This is a genomic window from Phreatobacter aquiterrae (assembly GCF_053471285.1).
In genome coordinates this window covers 60,757-87,609 of the sequence record NZ_JBJPHW010000006.1, presented here as the reverse complement: position 1 = coordinate 87,609, position 26,853 = coordinate 60,757, and the positions used below count along the sequence as shown (strand labels likewise).

At 68.7% G+C, this 26,853-nt stretch carries 29 protein-coding genes and 1 tRNA gene; 11 read left to right on the top strand and 19 right to left on the bottom strand.

From position 1 onward, the window contains the following. Positions 1-85: 85 nt before the first annotated feature. The 4 genes from ACJ4V0_RS10995 to ACJ4V0_RS10980 form a co-directional block, all read right to left on the bottom strand. Positions 86-301 (bottom strand): DUF3126 family protein, encoded by a 216-nt coding sequence (locus tag ACJ4V0_RS10995; protein WP_448299619.1) that lies wholly within the window; start codon positions 299-301, stop codon positions 86-88. A gap of 108 nt (positions 302-409) precedes the next feature. Then, positions 410-1,207 (bottom strand): hypothetical protein, encoded by a 798-nt coding sequence (locus ACJ4V0_RS10990; protein ID WP_448299618.1) that lies wholly within the window; start codon positions 1,205-1,207, stop codon positions 410-412. Positions 1,208-1,463: 256 nt separating this feature from the next. Further along, the gene (locus ACJ4V0_RS10985; RefSeq protein WP_448299617.1) at positions 1,464-2,318 is read right to left on the bottom strand and encodes an alpha/beta fold hydrolase; all 855 of its coding nucleotides are present in this window, start codon (positions 2,316-2,318) and stop codon (positions 1,464-1,466) included. Between the two features lie 40 nt (positions 2,319-2,358). Continuing rightward, positions 2,359-3,114, bottom strand: a complete 756-nt coding sequence (locus ACJ4V0_RS10980; protein WP_448299786.1) for an alpha/beta fold hydrolase — start codon at positions 3,112-3,114, stop codon at positions 2,359-2,361. Positions 3,115-3,329: 215 nt separating this feature from the next. Between ACJ4V0_RS10980 and ACJ4V0_RS10975 the strand changes: the two genes are divergently transcribed. Together ACJ4V0_RS10975 and ACJ4V0_RS10970 are read left to right on the top strand one after the other, a co-directional pair. Beyond that, positions 3,330-5,555 carry a glycoside hydrolase family 3 N-terminal domain-containing protein gene (locus ACJ4V0_RS10975; RefSeq protein WP_448299616.1) on the top strand — a complete coding sequence of 742 codons (2,226 nt, stop codon included), beginning with the start codon at positions 3,330-3,332 and terminating at the stop codon, positions 5,553-5,555. Between the two features lie 74 nt (positions 5,556-5,629). Beyond that, positions 5,630-6,763, top strand: coding sequence for a DUF1176 domain-containing protein (locus ACJ4V0_RS10970; RefSeq protein ID WP_448299615.1), 1,134 nt, complete (start codon positions 5,630-5,632; stop codon positions 6,761-6,763). 9 nt (positions 6,764-6,772) lie between these two features. Here ACJ4V0_RS10970 and ACJ4V0_RS10965 read toward each other — a convergent pair whose 3' ends face one another. From ACJ4V0_RS10965 to trhO, 3 genes are all read right to left on the bottom strand, one after another. Beyond that, positions 6,773-7,528, bottom strand: a complete 756-nt coding sequence (locus ACJ4V0_RS10965; RefSeq protein ID WP_448299614.1) for a proteasome-type protease — start codon at positions 7,526-7,528, stop codon at positions 6,773-6,775. 94 nt (positions 7,529-7,622) lie between these two features. Next, entirely contained in the window at positions 7,623-7,844 is a 222-nt protein-coding gene (locus tag ACJ4V0_RS10960) for a SlyX family protein (protein WP_448299613.1), read from the bottom strand. Beyond that, positions 7,841-8,599 carry an oxygen-dependent tRNA uridine(34) hydroxylase TrhO gene (gene trhO / locus ACJ4V0_RS10955; RefSeq protein ID WP_448299612.1) on the bottom strand — a complete coding sequence of 253 codons (759 nt, stop codon included), beginning with the start codon at positions 8,597-8,599 and terminating at the stop codon, positions 7,841-7,843. The genes ACJ4V0_RS10960 and trhO overlap by 4 nt, the downstream gene beginning before the upstream one ends. 214 nt (positions 8,600-8,813) lie before the next feature. On the opposite strand from trhO, the gene ACJ4V0_RS10950 reads away from it, so the two are divergent. The 3 genes from ACJ4V0_RS10950 to ACJ4V0_RS10940 are packed head-to-tail and all read left to right on the top strand — an operon-like array spanning position 8,814 to position 12,044. Further along, positions 8,814-10,241 carry a circularly permuted type 2 ATP-grasp protein gene (locus ACJ4V0_RS10950; RefSeq protein ID WP_448299611.1) on the top strand — a complete coding sequence of 476 codons (1,428 nt, stop codon included), beginning with the start codon at positions 8,814-8,816 and terminating at the stop codon, positions 10,239-10,241. A 14-nt stretch (positions 10,242-10,255) separates the two neighbouring features. Further along, entirely contained in the window at positions 10,256-11,200 is a 945-nt protein-coding gene (locus ACJ4V0_RS10945; RefSeq protein ID WP_448299610.1) for an alpha-E domain-containing protein, read from the top strand. 16 nt (positions 11,201-11,216) lie between these two features. Then, the gene (locus ACJ4V0_RS10940; protein WP_448299609.1) at positions 11,217-12,044 is read left to right on the top strand and encodes a transglutaminase family protein; all 828 of its coding nucleotides are present in this window, start codon (positions 11,217-11,219) and stop codon (positions 12,042-12,044) included. 7 nt (positions 12,045-12,051) lie between these two features. Here ACJ4V0_RS10940 and ACJ4V0_RS10935 read toward each other — a convergent pair whose 3' ends face one another. After that, a complete protein-coding gene (locus ACJ4V0_RS10935; protein ID WP_448299608.1) occupies positions 12,052-12,534 on the bottom strand; it encodes a VOC family protein in 483 nt (160 codons plus the stop codon). A 135-nt stretch (positions 12,535-12,669) separates the two neighbouring features. Between ACJ4V0_RS10935 and ACJ4V0_RS10930 the strand changes: the two genes are divergently transcribed. From ACJ4V0_RS10930 to gpt, 3 genes are all read left to right on the top strand, one after another. Beyond that, positions 12,670-13,443: a competence/damage-inducible protein A gene (locus tag ACJ4V0_RS10930; RefSeq protein WP_448299607.1), complete on the top strand. Its 774-nt coding sequence runs from the start codon at positions 12,670-12,672 to the stop codon at positions 13,441-13,443. Positions 13,444-13,660: 217 nt separating this feature from the next. Then, positions 13,661-14,401, top strand: a complete 741-nt coding sequence (locus ACJ4V0_RS10925) for an OmpW/AlkL family protein (protein WP_448299606.1) — start codon at positions 13,661-13,663, stop codon at positions 14,399-14,401. 166 nt (positions 14,402-14,567) lie between these two features. Continuing rightward, positions 14,568-15,062, top strand: coding sequence for a xanthine phosphoribosyltransferase (gene gpt, locus ACJ4V0_RS10920; RefSeq protein WP_448299605.1), 495 nt, complete (start codon positions 14,568-14,570; stop codon positions 15,060-15,062). A gap of 6 nt (positions 15,063-15,068) precedes the next feature. On the opposite strand, the gene ACJ4V0_RS10915 is transcribed toward gpt, so the two are convergent. Next, positions 15,069-15,239 carry a hypothetical protein gene (locus ACJ4V0_RS10915; RefSeq protein WP_448299604.1) on the bottom strand — a complete coding sequence of 57 codons (171 nt, stop codon included), beginning with the start codon at positions 15,237-15,239 and terminating at the stop codon, positions 15,069-15,071. Positions 15,240-15,461: 222 nt separating this feature from the next. Here ACJ4V0_RS10915 and ACJ4V0_RS10910 point away from each other — a divergent pair. Further along, a tRNA-Leu gene (locus ACJ4V0_RS10910) sits at positions 15,462-15,546 on the top strand. Between the two features lie 122 nt (positions 15,547-15,668). Further along, the gene (locus ACJ4V0_RS10905) at positions 15,669-16,217 is read left to right on the top strand and encodes a DUF3617 domain-containing protein (RefSeq protein WP_448299603.1); all 549 of its coding nucleotides are present in this window, start codon (positions 15,669-15,671) and stop codon (positions 16,215-16,217) included. Between the two features lie 4 nt (positions 16,218-16,221). On the opposite strand, the gene ACJ4V0_RS10900 is transcribed toward ACJ4V0_RS10905, so the two are convergent. The 5 genes from ACJ4V0_RS10900 to ACJ4V0_RS10880 form a co-directional block, all read right to left on the bottom strand. Then, entirely contained in the window at positions 16,222-17,406 is a 1,185-nt protein-coding gene (locus tag ACJ4V0_RS10900) for an FAD-dependent monooxygenase (RefSeq protein ID WP_448299602.1), read from the bottom strand. Between the two features lie 9 nt (positions 17,407-17,415). Next, positions 17,416-17,664, bottom strand: a complete 249-nt coding sequence (locus ACJ4V0_RS10895; RefSeq protein ID WP_448299601.1) for a zinc-finger domain-containing protein — start codon at positions 17,662-17,664, stop codon at positions 17,416-17,418. Between the two features lie 75 nt (positions 17,665-17,739). Further along, entirely contained in the window at positions 17,740-18,369 is a 630-nt protein-coding gene (locus ACJ4V0_RS10890) for an exopolysaccharide biosynthesis protein (RefSeq protein WP_448299600.1), read from the bottom strand. Positions 18,370-18,400: 31 nt separating this feature from the next. Continuing rightward, entirely contained in the window at positions 18,401-19,021 is a 621-nt protein-coding gene (locus tag ACJ4V0_RS10885) for an exopolysaccharide biosynthesis protein (protein WP_448299599.1), read from the bottom strand. Positions 19,022-19,123: 102 nt separating this feature from the next. Then, positions 19,124-19,426 (bottom strand): usg protein, encoded by a 303-nt coding sequence (locus ACJ4V0_RS10880; RefSeq protein WP_448299598.1) that lies wholly within the window; start codon positions 19,424-19,426, stop codon positions 19,124-19,126. Between the two features lie 199 nt (positions 19,427-19,625). Here ACJ4V0_RS10880 and bcsS point away from each other — a divergent pair, with 199 nt between their 5' ends. Continuing rightward, positions 19,626-20,336 (top strand): cellulose biosynthesis protein BcsS, encoded by a 711-nt coding sequence (gene bcsS, locus ACJ4V0_RS10875; RefSeq protein WP_448299597.1) that lies wholly within the window; start codon positions 19,626-19,628, stop codon positions 20,334-20,336. Here bcsS and ACJ4V0_RS10870 read toward each other — a convergent pair. From ACJ4V0_RS10870 to ACJ4V0_RS10850, 5 genes are all read right to left on the bottom strand, one after another. Beyond that, entirely contained in the window at positions 20,330-21,856 is a 1,527-nt protein-coding gene (locus ACJ4V0_RS10870) for a glycosyltransferase family 39 protein (RefSeq protein ID WP_448299596.1), read from the bottom strand. The two genes, bcsS and ACJ4V0_RS10870, sit on opposite strands and share 7 nt — an antisense overlap. Before the next feature lies 1 nt (position 21,857). After that, entirely contained in the window at positions 21,858-22,961 is a 1,104-nt protein-coding gene (locus tag ACJ4V0_RS10865) for a glycosyltransferase family 2 protein (protein ID WP_448299595.1), read from the bottom strand. 36 nt (positions 22,962-22,997) lie between these two features. Beyond that, positions 22,998-23,663, bottom strand: coding sequence for a class I SAM-dependent methyltransferase (locus ACJ4V0_RS10860; protein ID WP_448299785.1), 666 nt, complete (start codon positions 23,661-23,663; stop codon positions 22,998-23,000). 2 nt (positions 23,664-23,665) lie between these two features. Further along, on the bottom strand, positions 23,666-24,919 hold the full coding sequence (locus tag ACJ4V0_RS10855) for a BtaA family protein (protein WP_448299594.1): 1,254 nt from the start codon (positions 24,917-24,919) through the stop codon (positions 23,666-23,668). Between the two features lie 324 nt (positions 24,920-25,243). After that, positions 25,244-26,851, bottom strand: a complete 1,608-nt coding sequence (locus ACJ4V0_RS10850; RefSeq protein WP_448299593.1) for an NTP transferase domain-containing protein — start codon at positions 26,849-26,851, stop codon at positions 25,244-25,246. Positions 26,852-26,853 lie beyond the last annotated feature (2 nt).

Sequence of the window (26,853 nt, the reverse complement as noted above, 5' to 3'; positions counted from 1 at the left end):
GTATCGCGTCGTTAGGGTTCTGTTAAGACCTCGGGCCCGTTTCCTTAAGGCAAGGTTAACCGTACAGGCGTGGGCGATGTGCGCCTCACTCCTCCTCGAGGTCGATGTCGAGGATGGAGATGGTGACCGTGTAGGAGGTCTCGCCCTCGTCCACGTCCTTGTAGAGCGTGCCGATCTGCTCGTCGCCGATCATCACCTCGACCATCTCCTTGCGCCGCATGTTGGGCTGCAGCCTGATCGTCTGGTTGCCGAACTTGCGGCGCAGATAGTCCTGAATCTTGGTGATCTCGGTCCGGTCCACGGCTGGCCTCCGTTGTCGCTTGAGGAGGCCGTGTGCCATGGGCCGGGGGGCAAGTCAAAGCCCGCCGCATCGCGGCGGCGGGCTGTGGACGAAGCGGTCGGTGAGCCGTCAGCCGCCGGCCGCCTGGCGCGCCGGAATGACGATCTCGGGGGTTTCGCACAGGTTCTGCCGGGCGAGTGTCACGGTCTGCGTATCCTCCGGGTCGAAGCCGACGCGGATGTCGTAGAGGCAGTTGCCGCCGCGGGCGACGCGTCCCGTATAGGTGTCGCCGGGATCCATCATCCAGATGCCGAGGAGATCGGGCTGCGGCCGCGCGGCGCCCGCCGGCGTGACGCGCAGCACCGCCACCTTCGCGTTGGAGCGATTGACGACGCGGAACAGGGCGACGCCGTCACGCACCGGCAGCGGCGCGGCGTCGGTCTCCGGACCGGTGACCTCGAGCTTGTCCTGCGCGCAGAAGTCGTGGTCGAGGCGCACGAACTCGTTGCCCAGGGCGAAGGTGATGCGGACGTCATAGCGGCACTCGGTGCTGTTGATCGGCCACGACATGATGGCGCGCGGGTTGAGCGTCTCACGCCGCAGGCGGTTTTCGCCCCAGGACCTCGCACCGACCGGCGCAAACTGGATGACCAGCGCCTTGTGCGGCGCCTTGTTGACGAAGCCAACCGACACCCGTCGCGACGCCGTCGCGCCGGCCGAACGAAGAAAGCGGTCGACATCGGGAGTGGCGGCCTGACCGGCTCCAGGACGTCCCGGCATCGCCGGGCGATTCGCTTCCGGAACCCGCGACAGCGCCCGGTCGATCTCCTGCTGCACGGATGGCGGCACGCCCTGCTGCGCGACGGCGGGCGAGGTCAGGGCAAGCGCGAGGGCGAGCAGCGGCAGGTGGCGGGCGGTGCGGGTCATGGCCGGGTCTCCTTGGGTTTGACCCTGCCTATGCCCCCCCTGTTGCCCCGCCATGGCGCCCGCCGGTCCCCGCATTTCGATTGCTTCGGCGAACCTGCTCGCTCCGAAACACAGAGCGGCCTGCGGGCAGACGCTGACTCTGAATCGGAGGATGAAGGGCGGCCAGAATCTGAATCTGAGCATGAGGCACCCGCGCCAAGCCTCTGAAAGGACTCGGCTCGCGGCCACCCGCCTCATGCGAGGAGCCGAAACGCGCTCAGCCGAGGAAGTCGAGGATGGCGTCGGCGAAGACGTCGTTCTTGTCGCCGGCGACCATGTGGCCGGCGCCACCCACGTCGACCAGCCGGGCATGCGGCACGAGCTTCATGAAGGCGTCGACGCTCGCCTGCGAGACGATATCGGACTTCAGGCCACGGACCATGAGGGTCGGCACGGTCAGGCTGCGCGCATCCTCCTCCATGCGGTGGAGGACGGCCGCGCGATCCTTCGCCATGGCCCGCCCGGCGTCGAGGAAGGCCGGGTCCCAGTGCCAGTACCAGCGGCCATCCGGCCGCTGCCGCAGGTTCTTGCGCAGGCCATCGACGGAGGGCGGTCTCGTCCGGTGGGGCAGGAAAGCGGCGACCTGCTCAGCGGCCTCCTCGATCGATGCGAAGCCCTCGGCGGCGCGCGCGCCCATGAAGCTCTGGATGTTGCGCACCCCGGATTCCTCCATGCGCGGCGCGATATCGACCAGCACCAGCGCCGAGAAGCAGGGCGACTGGCCGAGCGCGCCCAGCGATGCAAGGCCGCCGAGCGAGGCGCCGATCGCCGCGGGCCTGGCGCCGAACCGCTGCAGAATCTGCTCCCCCATGGCGACCGCGTCCCTGCCGAAATCGGCGAAGGCGTAGTGCCCGCCCGTCACCCATTCGCTGTCACCGTGGCCGCGCTGGTCGACGCAGATGGCGGTGAAGCCACGCTCTGCCAGACGGCGTGCGGTGGCCCGCCAGGCATGGCGGGTCTGGCCGCCGCCGTGCAGGAGCAGCGCCACCCGCTCGCCATGACCATAGACGTCGGCCTCCAGCCGGTTGCCGTCGGAACCGGTGAAGCTCGCGTGGCGAGGGTGCATGGACATGGTTCGGCAATCCGATGGTCTGAAACGAAAGGTCCGGGCGTCAGGGGGCAACCCGGGAGAGAAATGCGAGTACGCCGGCCTTGAACACCTTGTCGCCGACGGCCGGCATGTGATCGCGATCGGGGATGGCGAGCACCTCCCCCTTGGGGATGATGGCCGCGAGCGCCTCCGGCTCTCCGGCGATGGCGTCCTTCGTGCCCACCGCGATGAGCACGGGGCAGGCGATCGAGGCCGCCTCCTCCGACGTCATCAGGTTGCGCGAGCCGCGGATGCAGGCGGCCAGCGCCCGGCGATCCGATTTCGTCTGCATGGCGAAGGCGCGGAACAGACGGCCCTGCGGATCGCGGACCTCCTCCAGCGTCTCGGCCTCGAGCGCTTCCGCGATGGTCTCCGGCAGTCCGACCCCGTCCACGAGCTTGATGCCGAGGCCGCCCATGATCGCAGCCTTCACCCGATCGGGATGACGCTGGGCGAGGAAGGCGGTGATGCGCGAGCCCATCGAATAGCCGAGCACCACGCTCTGCGCGATGCCGAGATGGTCGAGCAGCCTGCGGGCATCCTCGGCCATCAGCGTCGTGTGGTAGGCGGAAGGATCATAGAGCTTCTGCGAGGCGCCATGGCCGCGATTGTCGAGCGCGATGACGCGCCGGCCCGCCTTCGTCAGCGTCTCCACCCAGCCCGGATAGGTCCAGTTGATGTGGGCGGTGGAGGCAAAGCCGTGGATGCAGAGCACGGGATCGCCCTCGCCGGTGTCGAAATAGGCGATCTCGACGCCGTCGGAGGAGAAGGTCTTCATCGGGAGGTGGGACGGGAAGCTGGGCATGGCGCCTTCTAGCGGTCCTGCGCGGGGTTCGAAACCCTCCGAAAGGCAGGCGAGGCCATCCATCGGCGGACCAGGCCGACGACGAAACGGCCGGGCACATTGCGGAAGGTGGCCCGGCGCGGCTAGGAAGCATGCGATGTTCGTAACGGCCGCGCTGCGGCCGCATGCCAGGAGCCGCGCGCGCCCCGATGACCGCCTTCCTTCGCCGCCTGCTCCCCGCCCTGCTGATTCTCGCCCCCATGGCGGCATCCGCCCAGCAGCCCCCGCTTCCCGGGCCGCCGCATCTGGCATGGCGCACTGGCGCCGAGGCGCGCGCCATCGAGCGGCGGATCGACGCCCTTCTCGCCCGCATGACGCTGCCCGAGAAGGTCGGCCAGCTCAATCTCTGGGGCCGCGGCGACGAGTTCCGCATGGAATGGCTCACCGAGGGCCGCACCGGAGCGGTGATGAACTTCACCGAGCCGCCCCATATCCGGCAGGTCCAGGAGGCGGCAGCGCGCTCTCGCCTGAAGATTCCGCCGATCATCGCGCTCGACGCGATCAACGGCTTCGCCACCTATTTCCCCCAGCCGCTCGGCCAGGCGGCAACCTTCAATCCGCGCCTCGTCGAGCTCGCCTCCTACTGGTCGGCCCGCGAGGCCCGCGCCGCCGGCATCAACTGGACCTTCGCTCCGATGATCGACATGACGCGTGACGCCCGCTGGGGCCGCGTCATGGAGGGCGCCGGCGAGGACGTGCATCTGGCGACCGTCCTCGCCGCGACCCGCGTGGCCGGTTATCACCGGGGCGGCCTTGCCACCTCGTCCAAGCATTTCATCGGCTACGGCGAGGCTGAGGGCGGACGCGACTACAACAGCGTGTGGATTCCCGTGTCCAAGCTCTGGGATTACCATATGCCGCCGTTCCGCGCGGCCATCGACGCCGGCACCTTCACCATTATGACCTCGCTCAGCGCGATGAACGGCGTCGCCTCGACCGCCGATCGCTCGCTGGTGACCGATGTGCTGAAGGGGCGGCTCCGCTTCCGCGGCTTCGTCGTCTCCGATTTCGAATCGGTGGGCGAACTCATGGCCCATGGCACGGCGCGAGAGGGCGCCGACGCCGCCCGCCGGTCGATCCTGGCTGGCGTCGACATGGACATGATGTCCGGCCTCTACGACAAGCACCTCGCCGATCTTGTGCGGTCGGGCGCCGTGCCGCAGGCGCGGGTCGACGACGCGGTCCGCAGGGTACTGCGCGTCAAGATGCATATGGGCCTGTTCGAGGAGGCGCCCTACGACCCGGCGACCGCGCCCGGCCAGATGGCGACGCCGCAGGCACGCGCCGATTCGCTCGCCGTCGCGCGCGAGGCCATCGTGCTGCTGCGCAACGAGGGTGGCATCCTGCCGGTGAAGCCCGAAGTCCGGTCCATCGCAGTCGTCGGGGGTCTCGCGACGCATCAGGAGGACTGGCAGTATTCCGACAATGTCGGCCTGCCGCGCGTGCGCCCGCCGAGGCTCACCGACGAACTTGCGCGCCTTCTCGGCGATCAGGTGCGTGTCACCTCCGCCTCCGGCCTTGCCACCCATTGCAGCCTCGCGGCGGGAGACACGGCCGCCGCCGTGGAGACCGCCGCGGCCGCCGATCTCGTCGTCGTCATGCTCGGTGAGGACTGCGAGCAGATCGGCGAGGGCACCTCGCGCGCCCATCTCGACCTGCCGGCGCCACAGCAGGCGCTGCTGGATGCCCTCATCGCCACCGGCAAGCCGATCGTCGTCATCATGCACACCTCGCGCCCCTTCGTGCTGACGCGCTTCGCCGACCGCGTCTCGGCCATCCTCCAGGCCTTCCACCTCGGCACCGAGGGACGAACCGCCCTGGCGGAGGTGATCGCCGGCCGGGTCAATCCCTCAGGCAAGCTGCCAATGACCTTCCCGCGCGCCACCGGACAGGCGCCGATCTACTACGACCGGCTGCCCACGGGCCGGCCGCGCATCAAGGATTTCCGCTACGAGACCGGCTATCTCGACGAGAAGCTCGATCCGCTCTTTCCCTTCGGCTTCGGCCTGTCCTTCTCCCGCTTCGCCTTCGACCGGCTGACGCTCGATGCGCCCTCGGTTCCCCTCACCGGGACCATCAGCGGCTCGGTCCGGCTCGCCAACACATCCGGCCCTGCCGGACAGGAGGTCGTGCAGGTCTATGTCCGCCAGAAGGTGGGCTCGCGGTCGCGGCCGGTGCGTCAGTTGCGCTTCTTCGAGAAGGTGACGGTCGCCGCGGGCGGCGAGGCGACGGTGCGCTTCACCATCCCCGTCCGGTCGCTCGGGTTCCACGACGACCAGGCGCGCTACCGGGTCGAGCCGGGCGAGTACGAGATCTATGTCGGCAACGATTCGAACGCGACGCTGAGCGCAACTGTGCGCGTCGATGCGCGATAGGCCCTCCTGCGCGGCACGCTGCTGAAACGTGCCGCTCGCACTTACGGCTCCACCTCGATCCGCGGAGCCTTGCGATGCGCCTGTCGCCCTTCTCCATGTCGGCTTGCCTGGCCGGCTTCCTCAGCGCCACCGTTGCGGCGGGAGCAACTGAACTCGGCGATCTCCGCGACTTCAGCGACTGGACGGTCGGCTGCGACAATGTCCGCGTCTGTCGTGCCCACGGCTTTCCGGCCGGCGGCGCGTCGAGCGGCTTTGGCCTTCGCATCGATCGGAATGCGGAGGGGCCTGCCCGGCCAAGGCTTTTTGTCAGTCTCGACCTCGCCTGGGAGAGCCCGAAGACCGGGACGGTGACATTTGCGACCGAGCAGGGCCCGATCCGCACCCTGCCGCTCCGCTCCGCCTTCCGTCTCGACGAGAATGCGCTGGAGATCACCGACCCGTCATTGGCTCAGGCCATCCTCTCGGCCCTTCGCCGCAATCGCGAACTGCGGGTGACCTTCAACCCTGCCCCGCCCGGCGCTGACGAACCGGTTCCCGCCATTTCGCTGTCCGGAGCATCGGCGGTCCTCCTGTGGATGGACGAGCGGCAACAACGCGTCGGCACCGTGTCGGCGCTGGCGCGGCCGGGCAACCGGCCAGCCAACGACGGAGCGGTTGCGCCCCCGAGGGCCCCAGGTCCCCGCCCGCTCGCCAGCGGCGAAGCACCGCCATCGCTGTCTCCGGCTGCGTCGGCGGCGGTCATGGAGCGTTTCCGCAGCGATCTCGACAAGATCTGCGACCTCGACGAGGAACCAGGTTCCAGCGAGGATACGGGTTCCGCAGAAGAAGGCCTGAGGGTCATTCACCGCCTCACCGGCGACACGCTGCTGGCCGGCGTGAGGTGCTGGCGGGGCGCCTACAACCTGAGCCGCGCCTACTACCTGGTCACCGACGGTGCCACACCGGTCGTCCGGCCGGCGTCATTCCCGCAGCCGCTGGCGCGGCAGGAATCGGAGAACGAGGTCCCGGACAACATCCTGACCAATATGGAACTGGATACCGACACCGGGCGGATCACCCATTTCTCCAAGGGGCGCGGCATCGGCGACTGCGGCGAACGCGGCGAGTGGGGCTGGGACGGCACGGCTTTCAGGCCGGTGAGCATTCACCGCATGCCACACTGCCGCGGCGTGATCGACGCGTGGTTCAGCCTCTACACGACGCGCTGAAGCCGGGGCTCACTTCACCACGTTCGAGCCGGCATAGGGCGGCGGCGGAATATCCATGTGCGCCTTGCGCAGCGCCGCCGACCAGCGCTCGCGCAGGTCGTGGAAATAGGGCTCGCCCGGCTCGATCCGGTAGTGCGTCTGCAGGATGGCGTCGCCGCGCGGCATGACGGCGATATCGATGGGCATCCCGACGCCGAGGTTGGAGCGCATGGTCGAATCCATCGACACCAGCCCGATCTTCAGGGCGTCGTTCAGGTTGGTGTCGAACTTGATGGCGCGGTCGAGGATCGGCTTGCCGTATTTGTGCTCGCCGATCTGCAGGTAGGGCGTATCGACGGTGCATTCGATGTAGTTGCCCGCCGCATAGACCATGAAGAGGCGCAGGGCCCGGCCCTTGATCTGACCGCCGAAGAGGAACGACGCCTCGAACTTGATGCCGTCCTCTTCCAGGCCCGGTCCATCGATGCGCCGGACCTCGCGGATCGCGCGCCCGACCCGCTGCGCCGCCTGGAACATGCTCGGCGCATTCATGATGGACTCGAGTTCGCCGGTCTCCTCGTTGGGCAACCCCTCGTGCAGGAACCCCAGCACCGACTGGGTGATCGACAGGTTGCCGGCCGAGGCCAGCGTCATGACCCGCTCGCCCGGCTTCTGGAACACGTGCAGCTTGCGGAAGGTCGAGATGTTGTCGAGCCCCGCATTGGTGCGGGTATCGGCGATCATCACCAGCCCGTCGCGCACGAGGATGCCGCAACAATAGGTCATCAGCGATTCTCCAGGAACCCGACGGGTGTAGCGGCCACCACCGTCATGAGCAACGCGGAGACCGTTGCATGCCGTTGCATCCACAGGCCCGGCTTCAGTAGTGCGGCGGCGGCGGCTCCGGCATCTGCGGGCCGCCGGCTGCGGCCTCCGCCTCGCGCACCTGGTCTTCCAGCCGCGAGACGAGGTGTTTCAAGCGGTCGAGTTCCTGCCACTGGGTGGTGATGGTGGCGTTCAGGTCCTCGATGGTCTGGTCCTGAAAGGCGGCGCGCACTTCCAGCGCCTCGAGGCGGGAGGCGATGTCCAGTGGCTCGGTCATGGCAGGCGCACTCCCCTCGCCGTCTCCGGAACCTCGGCGAGGCCGTGGCCGAGCGCGACGCGATCATCGAAGACGAAGCAGCCGCCGCGCCACAGGCTTTGTGCTTCCGGCACCTGTTCGAGATAGGCGAGGATCCCGCCTTTGAGATGGTGAACCTCGGCAAAGCCCCGGTCCATGAGATAGGCGCTCGCCTTCTCGCAGCGGATGCCGCCGGTGCAGAACATGGCGATGCGCCGGTCGCGGGCGGGGTCGAGTTCGCGCGCCACATAATCCCTGAACTGGCCGAAGCTGACGGTGCCGGGGTCGCGGGCGCCCTCGAAGGTGCCGATCGCCACCTCGAAGGCGTTGCGCGTGTCGATCACGATGGTCTCGGGATCGGCGATGAGTGCGTTCCAGTCGGCGGGCGCCACATAGGTCCCGACGCGCCGCGTCGGATCGGTCACACCATTGTCGAAGGCGACGATCTCGCGCTTGGCCTTCACCTTCAGTCTGCCGAAGGGCATGGCCGCAGCCGTCGAGGCCTTGAGCTCCATGCCGGCGAGCCTGTCGCCGAAGATCCAGCCGCCGGACAGGCGCGCCACGAGATTGTCGATCGCCGCCGGATCGCCGGCCACCGTGCCGTTGACGCCTTCGGGCGCCAGCACAAGCGTCCCTCGGATACCGAGCCCGGCGCACAGATCCGCCAGCGGCGCGACGAGAGCGGCGCAGTCCGGCAGGGGCGCGAAGCGATAGAGGGCGGCGACCTTGACGGTCATGGGGTCTCCGGAAGGATGAAGGCGCTGCCATAGCCGCCCGCCGGGGAACCGGCAACGGCGAGTTGCGGTTCTGGCAGCACGCATTGTGTTTCGCGACTGCGAAAGCCCCCCTTCCCTAACGACGTGATTTGCCGCTAGCTTGTCGGTGAAGCGTCAGGATCGTTCCGCCAGAGAAGGGCCACGCTTCGTCTTCCAGAGGGGACTAGAGCCGGTAATGGCAGGCGCTGCACCGATCTTCGATGAAATGAACCTCGCGGACGGTGCGGTCCGCCCCGCCTACGAAACCCTCGCCCGCTGGCTGAAGACCATTCCGACTGACCTGCTCGCGACACGCTCGCGCGAGGCGGAGGCGCTGTTCCGGCGCATCGGAATCACCTTCGCGGTCTATGGCGATGCGGCCGCGACAGAGCGGCTCATCCCCTTCGACGTCATCCCGCGCATCCTCACCAATGATGAATGGGTGCGCCTGTCGAAGGGCCTGACCCAGCGCGTGCGGGCCATCAACGCCTTCCTCGGCGACGTCTATTCCAAGCGCGAGATTCTGCGCGCCGGCCTCGTGCCGGAGGACCTCGTCTATCGCAATCCGGCCTTCCGCCCGGAGATGAACCAGCAGCCGGTGCCGCACGGCATCTACGTGATGATCGCCGGCATCGACATCGTCCGCGTCGATTCCGAGACCTTCTACGTTCTCGAGGACAACGCCCGCACGCCCTCCGGCGTCTCCTACATGCTGGAGAACCGCGAGGTGATGATCCGGCTGTTTCCGGAGCTCTTCTCGCAGCACCGCGTCGCGCCGGTGGAGAACTACACCGACGATCTGCTCGCCACGATGAAGTCGGTGGCGCCGCGCTCGGCCTCGTCCGATCCGACCTGCGTGCTCTTGACGCCGGGCCTGTTCAACTCGGCCTATTACGAACACACCTTCCTCGCCGACAAGCTCGGCGTCGAGCTGGTCGAGGGCCGCGATCTCTTCGTCAAGGCCGACGTCGTCTACATGCGCACCACCGAAGGTCCGAAGCGCGTCGACGTCATCTACCGCCGCCTCGACGACGATTTCCTTGATCCGCTGGTGTTCCGCCCGGATTCGGCGCTCGGAGTGCCCGGCCTGATGTCGGCCTATCATGCCGGCAACGTCACGCTCGCCAATGCGGTCGGCACCGGCGTCGCCGACGACAAGGCGGTCTACAGCTACATGCCGGAGATCGTGAAGTTCTACCTTGGCGAGGAGCCGATCCTGAAGAACGTGCCGACCTGGCGCTGCCGCGAGCCGGAGGAATTGAAATACGTCCTCGACAAGCTGCCCGAACTCGTCGTCAAGGAGGTCCACGGCTCCGGCGGCTACGGCATGCTGATCGGCCCCAAGGCCACCGCCGCCGAGATCGAGCAGTTCCGTGACAAGCTGGCGAAGGACCCATCCAACTTCATCGCCCAGCCGACCCTGGCGCTCTCCACCTGCCCGACCCTGGTCGAGGAAGGCATCGCGCCCCGCCACGTTGACCTTCGTCCCTTCGTGCTGACCGGCCGCGACAGGGTGCGCATCGTCCCCGGAGGCCTCACCCGCGTGGCGCTGAAGGAGGGCTCCCTGGTGGTTAATTCCAGTCAGGGCGGCGGCACCAAGGACACCTGGGTCCTGGACTCGTGAGATAGGCGGAACCCATGCTCTCCCGTACCGCCGACAACCTCTTCTGGCTCGCCCGCTACGTCGAACGCGCCGAATATCTCGCCCGCATCATCGAGGCCTCGACCCGGCTCGCCAACCTGCCCTCGGCCTATGCCGGCACGTCCAACGAATGGGAGTCGGCGGTCGCCACCGCCGGCTGCGCCCATCTCTTCTTTCAGGCCCACGACAAGGCGACCCGCGAGACGGTGATCGACTTCCTCGCCTTCTCGCCCGACAATCCCTCATCGATCCGCTCCTGCTTCGAGGTCGCCCGCACCAATGCGCGCTCGGTGCGCACCGCGCTCACCGTGGAGATGTGGGAAGCCATCAACTCGGCCTGGCTCGAACTGTCGAAATACCGGGCGAGCGGGCTCAATCAGGACGAACACCTCGCCAACTTCCTCTCCTTCGTGAAGGAAACGGGCTTGAGGTTCGACGGCTCGGCCTATCGCACCATGCTGCGCTCCGACGGTTACTGGTTCTCCCGCCTCGGCGTGATGATCGAGCGGGCCGACAACACCGCGCGCATCCTCGATGTGAAGTACCACGTGCTGCTGCCCGACGCCGAACATGTCGGCGGCTCGCTGGACTACTTCCAGTGGTCGGCGATCCTGCGCGCCGTCTCGGCGCTGACGGCCTATCACTGGGTCTACAAGGAGAGCCTGAAGCCCTGGCTGGTGGCAGATCTCCTGATCCTCAACGACCAGATGCCGCGCTCGCTAGCCGCCTGCTACGAGAGCATTGTGCGCAACCTCGACAGCCTCGCCCTCGCCTATGGCCGGCAGGGCCCGGCCCAGCGCGCCGCCCGCGCCACCCGCACGCAGCTGGAGAACGCCCGCATCGACGACATCTTCCAGTCGGGCCTGCACGAGTTCGTCTCGGACTTCATCACCGAGAACAATCGGCTGGGCGCGGCCATCACCCAGCAATACCTGACCTGACGGCGCGGCCCGCACCATGCGCATCCGCATCGCCCACGAGACGGTCTACAGCTACGCGGTTCCCGCCCATGCGGTGATCCAGACGTTGCGCCTCACCCCGCGCAACTTCGAGGGCCAGCACGTCGCCAACTGGCGCATCGACGTCGATCAGGACTGCCGCCTCGACGCCCACGAGGACGCCTTCGGCAACATCACCCACACCTTCTCCTGCGCCGGCCCGATCCAGACCCTCACCGTCAGGGTCGACGGTCTCGTGGAGACCTTCGACACCGCCGGCATCGTGCGCGGCGCCATCGAGCGCTTCCCGCCCGGGCTCTACCTGCGCGGCACGGACCTGACCGCGGCAGACCCCGCCATCCGCGCCTATGCGGAAGAGCGTCAGGCGCGCGGCGGCGACACGCTGACGACACTCCACGCCCTGCTCGACGATCTCTCCGGCGACATGGTCTTCGACAAGGACCCCACCCATTCGGCCACCACGGCGGCCGAGGCCTTCGCCCTGAAGCGCGGCGTCTGCCAGGACTTCGCCCATGTCTTCATCGCCGCGGCGCGGCACCTCGACATCCCCGCGCGCTATGTCGGCGGCTACTATCTCCATGCCGACGGCACCATCGACCAGGAGGCGGGGCACGCCTGGGCCGAGGCCCATGTCGACGGGCTCGGCTGGGTCGGCTTCGATCCGGCCAACGCAACCTGCCCGACCGAGCATCACATCCGCATCGCCTGCGGCCTCGACTACCTCAACGCCGCCCCCATCCGCGGCTCCCGCCACGGCGGCGAGGGCGAGTTCCTGACAGTCAAAGTCGTGGTCGACCAGGCCTCGCGCCAGGTGCAGGTCCAGTAGCGCACCCTCACCCCCTCGCCGCCTTTTCCAGCGCGGCGATATCCAGCTTCACCATCCCCATCATCGCCTGCATGACCCGGGCGGCCGTCGCCCGGTCGCTGCCGCCGAGGATCGTCGGCATCATGGTCGGCACGATCTGCCAGGACAGGCCGAATTTGTCCTTGAGCCAGCCGCACCGGCTCTCCGCACCGCCCTCCACGAGGCGGTCCCAGTAGTGATCGACCTCAGCCTGGTCCTCGCACATCACCTGGAATGACACGGCCTCCGTGAAGGTGAACTCGGGTCCGCCGTTGAGGCCGAGAAAGGTCATTCCGTCGAGTTCGAACGCCACCGTGAGCGCCGTGCCGGCCGGCGCCATGCCGTCCATCGGCCAGCGCACGACCTCGGTGATCCGGCTGTCGGGGAAGATCGCGACATAGTGCTCCGCGGCTTCTTCGGCGCGGCCGTCGAACCACAGGCAGGGGATGATGCGAGGCTGAATGCGAGCCATGGGGGCCGTCTCCATTACTTAACCTATAAGTTAAATACAGCGATAGCCTCGCCGCCGTCAACACCGCTCCGTCCTTGCGGCCCCTTGCCGCATCGCCCCTTGCGCTCTACCTCGGTGCCAGTCCCGGAGAGCCCCATGTCCTCGCAGCCGACCACCGTCACCGCCGCCATTCTCGTCATCGGCGACGAGATCCTCTCCGGGCGCACCAAGGACAAGAACATCGGCTACATCGCCGAGTACTGCACGGCCATCGGCATCGACGTGAAGGAGGTCCGCGTCGTTCCCGACGAGGAGGACGAGATCGTCCCCGCCCTCAACACGCTCAGGGCGAAGTACGGCTACGTCTTCACCACCGGCGGCATCGGCCCGACCCATGACGACATCACCGCCGACTGCATCGCCAAGGCCTTCGGCGTCTCCATCGACGTCGACCCGCGCGCCCGCGCCATGCTGCTGGAGCGCATTCCCGAAAAGGACCTGAACGAGGCACGCCTGCGCATGGCCCGCATCCCGGCCGGCGCCGAACTGATCGAGAACCCGGTCTCCAAGGCGCCCGGCTTCATGATCGGCAACGTCGTCACCATGGCCGGCGTGCCCGCGGTGATGCAGGCGATGATGGACGTCGTCTCGCCGCGGCTGAAGACCGGAACCAAGATGTTGCAGGTTTCCATCGAGGCCCCCGGCCTGCGCGAGGGCGACATCGGCACGCCCTATGCGGCGATCGCCAAGGCCCATCCCGGCGTCATCATGGGCTCCTATCCCATGATGCAGGACGGCAAGTTCTGGACCCGCCTGGTGCTGCGCGCCAAGGATGCCGCGCTGCTGGAGGCGGCCGAGGCCGCCGTCGTCGCCATGGTCGGCGAGTACAAGCGCCCGGACGCCGCCATCTCCGTCACGCGCGGGGCGTGAGGCTCCGGGATCAACCGTTGCTGTCACGCAACAGGTTGATGGACTTCGCTCGTCAAATTGCCGTGCGACGCCCTGTCAATTGATCCAGATCAAGGGGCCGCTCCGATCCCGGTGCCGTTGTGAGTCAGGTGCTGCGGCGACTTCGGCCGAGTCCCCCGCCCCCAGGGACCGGCCTTCCAAACCCGCGGACCTTTTGCATCCTGATGGGGCTGAATCCATGAACAGACTTCTTCGCGGCGCCGCTCTCGGCACGCTTCTTCTCGCGTCTCCCGGTCTCGCGGCCGATCTCGGCGCACCGCGCGCGGCCTTCGACAGCGTGATCGCCACGCCGGCCTTCAACCCCTGGCAGATCCGCCTGCGCGCGCTGGCCGTCATTCCCTCCTCAAGCGGCGCGGTGACCACCCTCAACGGCGTGCCGGGCGCGCCGATCTCCAACCTCGGCATCTCCAACTCGATCGTTCCCGAGCTGGACATCACCTACTACTTCACCAAGAACATCGCGGTTGAGCTCATCCTCGGCGTCACGCCGCACAATGTCCGCCCGACCGGCGCGCTGGCGACGGCGCTCGGCTCGACGGCCACCATCGGCAAGACCTGGCTGCTGCCGCCGACGCTGATGCTGCAGTACCACTTCACCGATTTCGGCGCCTTCCAGCCCTATGTCGGCGTCGGCCTGAACTACACGATGTTCTTCTCGCAGTCGGCCCAGGGCGCGATGGCGAACGGCGCGCCCTTCGCCTACGACCGCTTCTCGGTGGCACCCGCCGCCGGCCTCGCCCTGCAGGTCGGCTTCGACTACATGATCAACCGCCACTGGGGCGTGAACGTCGACGTCAAGAAGATATTCCTGCGCTCGACCTTCAAGTACACCGACACCACCGGCGTACTCGCCGTCACCTCGGGCCGGGTCACCATCGACCCCTGGCTGATCTCCACCGGCATCACCTACCGGTTCTGATCGCTCCGCGACATCGGACGGAGACAAGAGAGGGCCTTCGCGGGCCCTCTTTTCGTTTCGGCACACGATGACGAGAAACCTGCGGAAAAGCCCGCCGCCCCGATGTTCCGCGGCCGCGCGGACCGCTAGTGTCGCCGCCCTGTCGATGTCTCTCGTGGAGCGCCCCATGGCGACGCCCAATCCGGAAAAGGCCTTCCCCGTCTCCTGGGACCAGTTCCACCGCGACGCCCGGGCGCTCGCCTGGCGCATCAGCGGCGCAGGGCCCTTCCGCGCCATCGTCTGCATCACCCGCGGCGGTCTGGTGCCGGCGGCCATCGTCACCCGCGAGCTCGGCATCCGCATGATCGAGACGGTGTGCATCGCCAGCTACCACGACTACCAGAGCCAGGGGCAGTTGAAGGTCATCAAGACCGTGGCCGAGCACCTGCTGGCCGACGGCGGCGAGGGCATCCTCGTGGTCGACGACCTCGTCGACACCGGCAAGACCGCCAAGGTCGTCCGCGACATGCTGCCGAAGGCGCACATCGCCACCGTCTATGCCAAGCCGCAGGGCCGTCCGATGGTCGACACCTTCGTCACCGAGGTGTCGCAGGACACCTGGATCTATTTCCCCTGGGACATGGGCTACACCTTCCAGCCGCCGATCCGCGACGCCGGGTGAGGCGCCTCATCGGCGGCCGAACACGGCGATCCGCATCGAATCGGTTCCGAGATTCTCGTCGATCAACATACCGGCGCGGCGGCCCTCGGAACCGAGCAGGCCCAGCACCAGCGGCGGATTCATGAGCACCAGCAGGCTCATGAAGAAGAAGACGATCTTGGCAGGAGAGAGCTGCACGGTCGGCCTCCTCGGCGACGTTCCCCCTCCTCGCGATCCCCGGACAGACTCTAGCCGCCAGCTTTGAATGCGGCGTTCACCAGAAGGATCGAAATGGTCAACGAACTGTTCGGTTGCCGTTAGGTGATGTTTAACGCCTGCGGCTTCCCTCGCGGCAGGGGCGGCCGGCCGGCGTGCAACCGGTGACAGGCCCCGGCGATCCCTGTAAGTCTCGGCCCCGGAGCGGGCGTGGCGAAATCGGTAGACGCACGAGACTTAAAATCTTGCGGGGCAACCCGTGCCGGTTCGAGTCCGGCCGTCCGCACCAGACCATCGAGCCCCACACGCTGACCGCCGCTTCCCTCACCGACCGTGGCCGATCCGTCACTGTCGCAATGGCAGCCGTGCCCTATGTATGATGTCAGCCATCTGGTTCGTCCGGGAGACGTCATGCGCCTTGCCCTGGTCCTTGCTGCCGTCGTCTCCGGCGCCATCCCGGCGCTGGCGCAACCGCAGGCGGTCGAGCTGCCTATGCGCCGGCCGGGCTACTGGGAAATCCGCATGATGACCGGCGGCGGGCCGGGCGGGCAGGAGTTCACCGTGCAGACCTGCACCGACGCCGCCACCGAGCGGCAGATGGTGCAGTACGGCTTCGGCCAGTTCGGCCAGACGTGCCAGCGCTACGACATCCGCCGCGACGGCGAGGGCTATGTCATCGAGACCGATTGCCTGGCCGGCCAGACCCGCACGACGGCGCGCTCGGTCATCTCCGGCGACCTCAGGGCCACCTATTCGCTCCGGGTCGAGGGCACGGTCCAGACCATCGGCCAGTCGGAATTCCAGCAGACCCTGACGACGCAGGAGGGCCGCTTCGTCTCGGCGCGCTGCGGCGGCGGCCTCGTGCCCGGCGATATCCTGCTGCCGGGCGGCCAGAGGCTGAACATCCGGCAGCTTGCCGGCACCGGGGATCAGGCGCAGACGCCGCCGCGCCGGCGCTGACGCCTCAGGCGCGGAAGCCGTAGATCCAGTCCTGCCGGGCGATGAGGCCGCGGCCACCGAGAAGCCGCATGGCCATGTCGCGGGCGACCGCCATGGGCCCGGCGAGGTGGTAGATCATGCCGTTGCGCCGGGCGAGGTCCTGGACGCGCGCCACCCGTCCCGCCCGCGCCCGTTCGTAGGAGCGGAAGGCGGCCGCGAGGTCGTCAGGCCGGCGCGCGCAGGTGCGCGCCAGCACCGCCGCATCCTCGATCGCCATGGCGCCGCCCTGCGCCGCGAAGGGAAGCATGGCGTGGGCGGCGTCCCCCAGCAGCGTCACCGCGCCGTGGCCCGGTCCGAACCAGGTCGCCCGGTCGGCCAGCGACCAGCACTGCCAGTCCTTCACCAGATCGATCAGCGCGCGCGGCAGGGGTGACCAGCCGGCGAGGCGGCGGTGGAGATAGGCGGGATCGCCGGGGGCGCGCCAGCCCTCCACGGGCCGGGGTTCGCCCAGCAGCACCACGACGTTGAAGTCGGCGCCGCCGCGCAGGGGGTAGTGGACGAGATGAGCGTCGGGGCCGAGCCAGAGCCCGACCCTGTCGCCCCTGAGCGCCGCCGGCACCGCAGCCATGGGCAGGGTGGCGCGCCAGGCGACGCGCTGGCGGAAGACCGGCATGTCGCCCTCGCCGAGGGCCGACCGCACCACGGACCGGATGCCGTCGGCGCCGATGACGGCCGGCACGGTGGACGATTGCGTCTCGCCGGCCCGGTCGAGGACCAGTTCAACGCCGCCATCGACCGCGCGGGCTCCCTCCACCGTCGCGCCGGTCTCGATGCGGATGGCGGGTTCGGCCCGGGCGGCCTCGGCCAGCACGGCCAGCAGATCGGCACGGTGGACCACCCACCACGGCGCGCCATGGCGGCGGGCGATGTCCTCGCCGAGTTCGGCGGCGACGATGAGCGATCCGGCAGGACCGGAGCGCACGTCCATCCCCCCGGGGGCGACGACCGCAGGCGCCAGCGCCGCCTCGAGGCCGAGGTCGATGAGAACGCGGCTGGCATTGGGGGAGAGCTGGATGCCGGCCCCCACTTCCTCGAGGGCGGGTGCCCGCTCGAAGACGTCGACGGCAAGGCCGGTGCGGGCAAGGCACAGCGCCGCGGTCAGCCCGCCGATGCCGGCTCCGGCGATGGCGATACGCGGGCGGTCGGACATGGTCCGCGATCAGGCGTCTGCGAGGGTCTTCACATAGGCGCCCGCCGGCCGCGTCTCGTCGGCGTGGAGGCTCGCGTCGAACTTGTAGAGCGTCGAGCAATAGGGGCAGATGATTTCGGCGTCGCTGCCCATGTCGAGGAAGACATGGGGATGATCGAACGGCGCCCGGGCGCCCATGCACTGGAATTCCTTCACGCCGATATGGATGACGGCGACGCCGTCGTCATTGGCGAAATGGGGCACGATGTGATCGGCCATGGCATGTCCTCGTCAAACGTGGGCGGACCATAGTGCCCGCAACGACGCAAGTGAAGCGGTCATTCGCGGCGGGCGTCAGGAGGTCAGCCAGCCGAAGCTCACCATCACCGCCGCCACCAGCGCCGCCACCAGGGCGAGGACGAGGACGGTGGCGAAAATGCCGATGGCATGGCCGAGGGCGACGAGGATGCCGTCTTCCTCCAGCAGACCCACCGACAGGAAGACCAGCGCCACGCCGGGCGGGAAATTGCCGATCCACGACAGCGGCAGGGCGAGGATGAAACCCAGCAGCACGAACATGGCGCCGAGCACCCTGTGCATCAGCCCCCGCGTCATGAAGGTCCAGCGCGGCTTTGCGACGCGCTCAAGCCGGGCGATCCAGCCGATGGTGCGGTCCACCATGCTGGACAGTTGCTCGCGCGGCAGCGTCCGGTCGGCGATGGCGGACGGCAGCCAGGGCTCGTGCCGGCCGATGAGCATCTGCAGGCCGACGATGGCGATGACCACCCCCGAGACGGTCGAGACGCCGGGAATCATCGGGATGATGTTGGGCAGCGCGAAGATCAGCACGAGCAGGCCGAAGGCCCGGTCGCCGAGAAGGCCGGTCAGTTGCCCCAGCGAAATCCGGTCATCCCCCCCCACTGTCTTGAGGGTGAGGAAGACCTCCGAGGTCCTCGGTGCCGACTGTTCGATCGATGCGTCCACGGGCTGTCTCCCGGGCGGCTTCTAGCCCGCCTCAGAACAGGACCGCAAGCGCACCCTGGATGACGGTGTAGCCGATCCCCGCCCCGACCACTGCGGCGATGGCGGCCAGCAGGAAGCCGGCGGTGACCAGGACGCCGTCGCGTTCGGTCAGGCCGAGGCCGAGCACGCAGAGGGCGAGGCCCTGCGGCATGGAGCCGATCCACGGGATCGGCACGATGATGAGCAGCACGGCGAGCACCAGCACCGCCAGCCCCACCATCCGCCGTGCCGTCGGTCCGGCGGCCAGGGCGAAGCGTGGCCGGGTCACTGTCTCGAGGCGCCGGAGCAGGGGCAGGGTCCGGCTCACGACGGCAGACAGGCGTTCGCGCGGCAGTTTTGCGCTGGCGATGCGCGGCGGCAGCCAGGGCACATCGCGCCCCCCGACGATCTGCAGCGCCAGCAGCACGAGGACGATCCCGGTGAGGATCGGCAGTCCGGGGATGGGGAGAAGGTTCGGCAGGCCGAAGAGAATCAGCGACAGGCCGAAGGCGCGGCTGCGCAGCGACGCGAGCAGGTCGCCCACCGTCAGCGTCCCCAGGACCTCGGAATGGCTCGACGCCTGTGCCGACATCAGCGAGGCGATGATCTGCGACGTCTTTTCAGGCGGGGACACGTGGGGTTCCGGCAGGCGACGGGACGCTGACCATACGTCGCCTTGCGGGGTTCCGCCACTGCCGCCTTGCGGCCAGCCTGCCCTTGCGACAATTCGTGCCAGTCAGTGCAGGTAGGCAAGGCTCTGCGCCACCTGCAACTCGCACGGCCTGACGAGGCGCGACGAGCAGATCCTGACCGTGTGCAGCCGGCCGTCCAGGTTCTTCTCCCAGAAGGCCAGGAAGCGCTTGAGCACCGGGAAATAGGGCGCCTGATCGTAGTTCTGCCAGAGATAGGTCTGCAGAAGCAGGGGGTGGTCCGGCATCCTGTAGAGGATTTCCGCAGTCGTCAGGTCATAGCCCTCGATCAATCGAACGAAGTCGGCATCGACGCGCGGGGGGATGACGGCACTGGACTGCACGGGCATGACGGCCTCCGGTGGAGTTGCGACGATGCACTGTCCTGCGGGCGCCGGTGTCATGGCCGAACCTTCGCCAGCTCCGCTTCGTCGATTGAGCGACCGGCATGGTTAGCAAATCCTTAATTCCCCAAGGGCAGCCCGCCCGGACCCTGCATCCGGTTCCTTCCCATGTGGCCGCGCGGATCATTCCGTGACCTCATGAGCCATGCGCGCATGGGGGGCATGGGGAGCCATCGTCGTCGCAGGGTTGTCGGCCGCATCGGCGGCCGAGGGCTCGGACGCGCCCCGTTTCACCACCTATCTCGGGCTCGAGGGCGCCTTCGACGGCTTTCACGTCTCCTCCGGCTTCGATGCCCAAGTCGGCGCCCACGCCGAGGGCCGCGGGCTCGTGCTCCGCTTCACCGCGGGCTCCGGCGTCTCGCGCTTCCGCATCGACCCGCTCCTGCCCGACCGGGTCCTCGAGGCCACCGGCACCATGCGCGCCATGGCCGGCTGGCGGCAGTCCGGCTTGTGGGGATCGGCGACGCTCTTCGCCGGTCTGGCGACGGAGACGCGCCGTCTCAGCCCCGCCCTGCCCGATCCCCATGTCGGCACGCGGATTGGCCCCGCGATCGCCATCGATGCCTGGCTCACGCCCTCTGAGCGCGTCGCCGTGCATGTCTTCGCCAGCTACGCGACGACGTTCCATGCGGCGAGCCTGCGCCTTGCCCCCGGCTACGACATCGGCAAGGGCGTCTTCGTCGGACCGGAGGCGAGCTTTAGCGCCCACCGTGGCACGCTGCGCTCGCGGTTCGGCCTACATGTCACCGGCTTCACCATCGGCACGGTGGGCCTTCGCCTGTCCGGAGGCTACGCCATGGATCGCGGCGGCCGCTCGGGGCTCTATGGCGGGGTTTCGCTCTGGCGGCGCTACTGAACGGCGGCGAGGTCCGGCACACCCTGCTCGATCGGGTCCCGCGCGATGAACAGGTACAGACGGTCCATCTGCGCGGACAGACCCAAGCGTTCGCGCCACAGCCGGTCCACATGACCGGCGGGCTCGACGTTGCGGTAGAGACCCCTGAGGCGAGCCGCCACCTCTTCCGCCCGGCGGCTCTCGGCCACCACCAGCACGGGACGGGCCGAGAGGGCGGCCAGGTCCGGGAGCGGTTCCATGGCGTAGCGCAGACGCTCGCCGAGCTGGACGACCGGCGGTCTCCCCGAGCCGTAGAAGCGCAGTTGGGCGGTCGTCGTATAGCTCGCGGTGCCGATGGTCCCCGCCCCTGCCCGCTCCGCCGCCTGCTCGACGGCGCGGGCCGCCGCGCGCCAGCCATGCAGCTGCCCGGTCGGATCGACGGCGAGCGGCGCCAGCCGGAAGGCCGCATGGCCGATGACGAACAGACCCAGCACCACGCCCGCCACAACTGACCAACGCCAGCAGAAGCGCAGGACGGCGGCGAGCCACGGTGTCTGCGGCATCGCCTTCGCCCCGACCACCGCGGCGGCGATGGAGGCCGGCAGCAGGCAGGCCGTCCAGTTGCCCTGCACCCTGTCAAAAAGCCCGTACCAGACGAGATAGGCGACCAGCGGCAGCACCGAGACGGACAGCAGCACGGCCCCCGCCTCACGCTGGCGCAGGGCGCGCCGAACGGCGATCCACAGGCCCCAGAGCACGAGGATGCCGATGAGCGGCGTCAGCAGCGCCGCCTGCCCAGCGAGGAATTCCGGCACGAAACGCGGGTCGAAGGCGGTCGGAACCGCACGGCCGAACTGCTTCGTCAGCGAGGCGCCGCCCTGGGCAAGGTTCCACCAGACCACCGGCGCCATGACCACGAGGCACAGTGCACCGCCGGCATAGGGCCAGGGCGAGCGGAACCACCGGCGAAGCTCCGGCACGAGGATGAGCCAGGCAAGGATGGCGAGCCCGAGGAAGACGGCGGTGTATTTGGAGACGAAGGCGAGGCCCACCGAGAGCCCCACCGCCAGCCACCATTCTCCGCGCCCGGTGCGCCAGACCTCGATCAGCGCCAGCAGTGCCAGCGTCCAGAACAGCACCAGCGGCGTGTCGGGGGTCACCAGCATGGCGCCGGCCCCGAGGAAGAGCGTCGCCTGCACCATGGCAGCGCCAACAAGCGCCGCGTTGCGGTCGTCGGTCAGCCGCCAGACGAGACCCCAGACGCCGAGGCTCGCGGCGGAACCGAGCAGCACCGATAGCCAGCGGATGCCGAATTCCGTATCGCCGAACACCGCCGTCGAGGCGCGGATCAGCACGGCCACCATCGGCGGATGGTCGAAATAGCCGAAGGAGAGATTCTTCGACCACAGCCAGTAATAGGCCTCGTCGGCGGCGAGGCCGAGGCTGCCCGCCGCCCACAGGCGGATCGCCGTCAGAGCGAGAACCAGCGTGACCACGACACCGGCGCTGCCCGCCCCGATCGGGCGCGGCGCGGCGGGCATGTCAGCGGCGCCAGACGAGGGTGGCGGATGCGGCATAGTTGAACACCGCGCCCATGACGGCGCCGGCGAGGCCCGACAGCCACCAGTCGACATCGCCGGCGTAGAGCCAGCTCGCCACACCGATGTTGCCGAAGGCGCCGATGCTGCAGACGAGATAGAAGAGCAGCAGACCGGTGACGAAGCGTGCGCCCTTCAGCCGGGCGTCTCGATAGGTGATCTCGTTGTTGATCACGTAGTTGGACGTCATGGCGATGAAGGTCGCAATCGTCTGCGCCCACTCGAACCGCACGCCCAGCGACAGGCCGGCATAGAGCGCGGCGAGATGGACAAGAACGCCGCTCGCGCCCACCAGGGCGAAGAAGATGAAGCGCAGCGGAATGAGCCCGCCGGACAGCTTGTTGAGGACGAAGCCGATATAGTCGAGCGCCACCTTCGCATCGAGCTTGCTCTCGCCGTGGACGCGCTCGCGGAAGACGAAGGGCACCTCGGCAAGGCGCGGCGGCTTCGACACCGATGCCGCGATATCGGCGAGGATCTTGAAGCCGGAGGTGGCGAGACGCGGCGCGACCTCCTCGACGATCTCCCTGCGGATCATGAAGAAGCCGGACATCGGGTCGGAGAGGGGCGCCTTGAGGATCATCCCCGACAGGCGTCGGCCGAGATCGGAAATGCCCTGGCGGAGCCGCGACAGGCCCTCGGTCTTGGAACCGCCTTCGATGTTGCGGCTGGCCACCACCAGATCCCGCCCGGCGCGGATGTGGTCGAGCATGGCGGGCAGGATCGTCTCGTCGTGCTGCAGGTCGCCGTCCATCACCGCCACGACCGGGGCGGAGGAAGCGAGCATGCCCTCGATGCAGGCGCCCGCGAGCCCGCGCCGACCGACGCGGCGGATGCAGCGGATGCGCGGGTCGCGACGGGAGATCTCCTTCACCACCGCGGCGGTGCCGTCCGGGCTGTCATCGTCGACGACGATCATCTCCCAGGCGATACCGGCGAGTACATGGTCGAGCCGCCGCGCCAGTTCCGGCACGTTGTCGCGCTCGTTGTAGCTGGGGACGACCACCGTCAGTTCGGGGGCGCCGGCAGTGTCGATTGGCTGGGTCATCTGGGCGCGGGTCATAGCCCCCGCCCGGCGACGGGGTCAAGCAAGGGGCGGCCGCACCGCAACCGCCTGCACCGCGTAGCCGCGATAGGGCCTCTCGATGCTCACCCGGCAGCCACGCGACGCGGCAGCCTGCTCCAGCGCCATCGCCAGCCCGTCGCGCGGCGTGACGTGGAACTGCGCCAGCCAGGCCCTGAGGCCGGTGCGGAACAGGCCCGGCAGATGCTCCTGACCGCCGAAATCGACAACGTGCAGCGATCCGCCGGGCAGCACGGCCGCCATGGCACGGTCGAGCGCCGCTTCCCAGGGCGGGATCATCGACAGCGTGTAGGAGCAGAACACCCGGTCGAATCCGTCGCGGGCGAAGGCGGTGAGCGGATCGAAGGCCGCAGCATCCACCTGCGCCAGCCTGATGCGGTCGGCAAGCCCGGCGCGGGCGACCGCGCGGCGCGCCTCGGCCAGCATGACCGGGCTGACGTCGAAGCCGTAGAACCGCGCGTCGGGATAGCGCCGTGCCGCAACGATGAGGTTGCGGCCGGTGCCGCAGCCGACCTCCAGCACCGTGGCACCGGGCGGCGGGGCCAGGTCGTCGATCAACCTGTCGCGGCCGAGCAGGTAATATTTCCGTGTCAGGTCATAGATGCCGACCTGCCAGCGGTAGATGGCGTCCATCCGCTCGGCGGCCGGAAAGGCTTCAGCCGGCATCGTCACGGCGACACCAGCGTGTAGAGATGGAAGCCGCCATAGATGGAGGAGCGGTCGCGCTCCGTCATCTCCCGGCAGCGCGCCGGGTCGTAGCTCCAGCGGGCGAGAAGGTCCGGCGCGACCCGGCCGGGCAGCAGGCTCTCCTCGGCGGCGGTGCGGAAGATCACGCGCGCGCCGGGCCGCGCCGTGCGGGTGATCTCCCGCCACAGCCGGTTCAGCACTGCGTCGGTCATCCAGTCCTGGGCGTCGAGCAGCACATAGGCGTCGCGGGAGGCATCGGGCAGGCCTTCCAGATGGTCGATGAAATTCTCGTGGCGGACCTCGACGCGGTCGGCCCTCTCGCGGACTGCCGCGAAGTTGGCGGCGCCGAGATAGGGCGGCACCGCCCCGTCCCTGCCCGGCTGGTAGCGCCGGCCGAAGGCCTGCCAGGCGAAATAGTTCTGGTCGAGCGGAAAGCCGCAGGCGAGCCGTTCGAGCCGCGCCAGCAGAACCTCCTCCATGCCGCCGCCGGCGCGCGCCGAACTGAGCAGGGCCGCATATTGCGCCGGTGGAATGCCGAGGCCGTAGAGGGAGGCCGGGTTCTTCACCAGCCAGCGCACCAGGCCGGAGGAGAAGACCGGCTTCAGCTCGGTGTCGAAGATGGCGCGCTGCTCGGCGAGCGAGCGGGCATCCAGCATGCGGCGGGGATCACGTCCGTGCAGCCGCGCCACGGCGTGGCCGGTGCCGATCATCCAGCCGAGCAGGCCCTTGCGGTAGAGATTGCTGGAGAAGTGGCGGATGCGGCGGCGTCCCGCGATATCGCGCCGATCCCAGTAGGCACGGGTGGCGGGGTCCAGCCGGTCGCGCAGGTGATGGTCATAGGCGAGGACATTGTCCCGGCTGTCGGCCTCGCCGAAGAAGCGGAAGAAGGTCGCGTGATCGGGAAGATGCCGCGCCGCAGCGAGCTTTAGCCGGTTGAGGGCGACGTGGTTTTCGTTGAGGTCGAGCGCGGTGATGCGGGCCGGGCCCGCGACGAGATAGCTCAGCACGTTGCAGCCGCCCGAGGCGATCGCCACGACATGGTCGGCGGGTGTCAGCGCCAGCGCCTCCATGTCGATTTCCGGATCTTCCCAGATCTGCGGATAGACGAGACCGGAGAACATGAGCGTGAACAGGCGCTCCTGCAGTCCGGCGCGGGACAGCGGCCGGTGGCGCGTCACCGCCCGTTCGAGGTTGCGATGGGTCGCCTTGCGCGTTTCGCCTGCCACCAGGGCCATGCCGTTCATCCCGATTCTGCGTCAGTGGGACGGACGTATGAGCGGGCGATGACGCGCGGGTGAAACCGCGATGACCTGACGATGACGCGCGACAGGTCTCCTCTCCCGAAGCGCTCTCTCGGAGAAGGTTAGAATTGGGGCATTTTCCGCATCGCTCCGGTAAGGTCAACCGGTAGGGTAAAGATACGGCTTTGATTGTGCTGCCGCGACGAAGAGCAGATAGATGATGCCAACAACTCCGCGTCCACGGAGATGAAATTCAACCCCGGGTCGGCAACGCCCCGGGGCTTTTTTTGCCGTGCCGGTGGACGGCATTGACGATGGTTAAGACGCGGGATGGCCGCCCGCCGCCGCCAGCGCCTCGGGCGTGTCGAGGTCGAGATGCACGTCGTCGAGGTCGGCCGGCACCTCGGCGATGGCCTCGGGCGAGGCGGCGAGAATGGCCCGCCCACCCTGGTCGCCGGTGACCCGCAGGAGTTCGGGGAAGAAGCGCCGCCCCCACAGCACCGGATTGCCGCGCCGGCCATCCGCCACGGGGACCACGATGTGCCGGCCGGCATCGGCGGCGAAGGCGTCGACGAGGCGCCGCACCAGTCCCGACGAGATGCGCGGCATGTCGCCGAGCAGCACCACCACGGCGTCCACCGTCTCGTCGAGAACCGCCAGTCCCGCCTTCAGCGAGGTCGACAGTCCCTCGGCGAAACCCGGATTGTGGGCGAACCGCAGATCGAGGCCGGCCAGCGCCCCACGCACCGCCGCCTCCTGATGGCCGGTCACGACGACGACGTCCGCGAGGCCGGCGCCCAGCGCCGCCTGCGCCGCATGGCGCACGAGCGGGACATCGTCGATGCGCGCCAAGAGCTTGTTCGGCCCGCCCATCCGCGTCGAGCGCCCGGCCGCGAGCACGATGGCGGCGATGCGTGGCGCATGGTCCATAACCTGATCCCCCTCACGTGGCTGCGGCCGCGACACGATTTCCATCAGCAGCCCGCCCACCCCCATGCCGGTGATGTCGGCCCGCGTCACCGGCAGCCCGGCGAGCAGCCGCATCAGCACCCAGTCGAAGCCGTTCTCCTTCGGCGACCGGGCGCAGCCCGGCGCGCCGATGACCGGGACGCCGGCCAGTTCGCCGACCATCAGCAGGTTGCCGGGATCGACCGGCATGCCGAGGTGCTCGATGCGCCCGCCGGCCGCCTCCAGCGCGGCGGGAATGACGTCACGTCGATCCGCGATTGCGGAGGCCCCGAAGACGAGGATCAGGTCGCTGTCCGGCGTGACCTCTGCGAGAGCGGCCGCCAGGGCCGCTGCCTCGTGTGGAATGCGGCGCTCGGCCGTGATGGCGGCACCGGCAGGCGCGAGGCGATCGGCCGTCACCCGCAGCGTCTTCTCGACGACCTTGTCTGGGAGCCCCGGCAGCAGGGTCGAGATCACGGCGACGCGTCGCCGCACGAACGGCGCGACCCGCACCAGCGGTGGTCCGGCGCAGGCCTCCGCCACCCTTTGACCCGGCGCGGCATAGGGAATGATCTTGACGGTCGCCACCATCTCGCCGGGTTCGACGGTCGCGAAGGCCGGCAGCGTCGCGAGAGTGATGGCCTCGTCGAGCCGGTTGATGCGGTCGATGCCGTCGCGCTCGACCACCAGGACGCCCGATTCCGTCGCGAAGAGATTGGCGCGCCCGGTGAAGGCGGGATCGATCCTCAGACCCGGCCCCGCCACGGCGGCGGCGATGCGCGCGGCCGCCTCGTCCTCGCCGACATCGCCGGGCTCTGCCCGCGCCACGGTCACGGCGGCGACGCCCGCCGCCTTCAGCGCCGCGACCTCGGCCGCGCCGATACGGGTGCCCTTCTTCAGCACGAGGCCGCCCTGCCGCACGGCGTGGGCAACGATGCCGCCGAGCGCCTCCTCTACCGGCACGGGACCGAACCGCATCG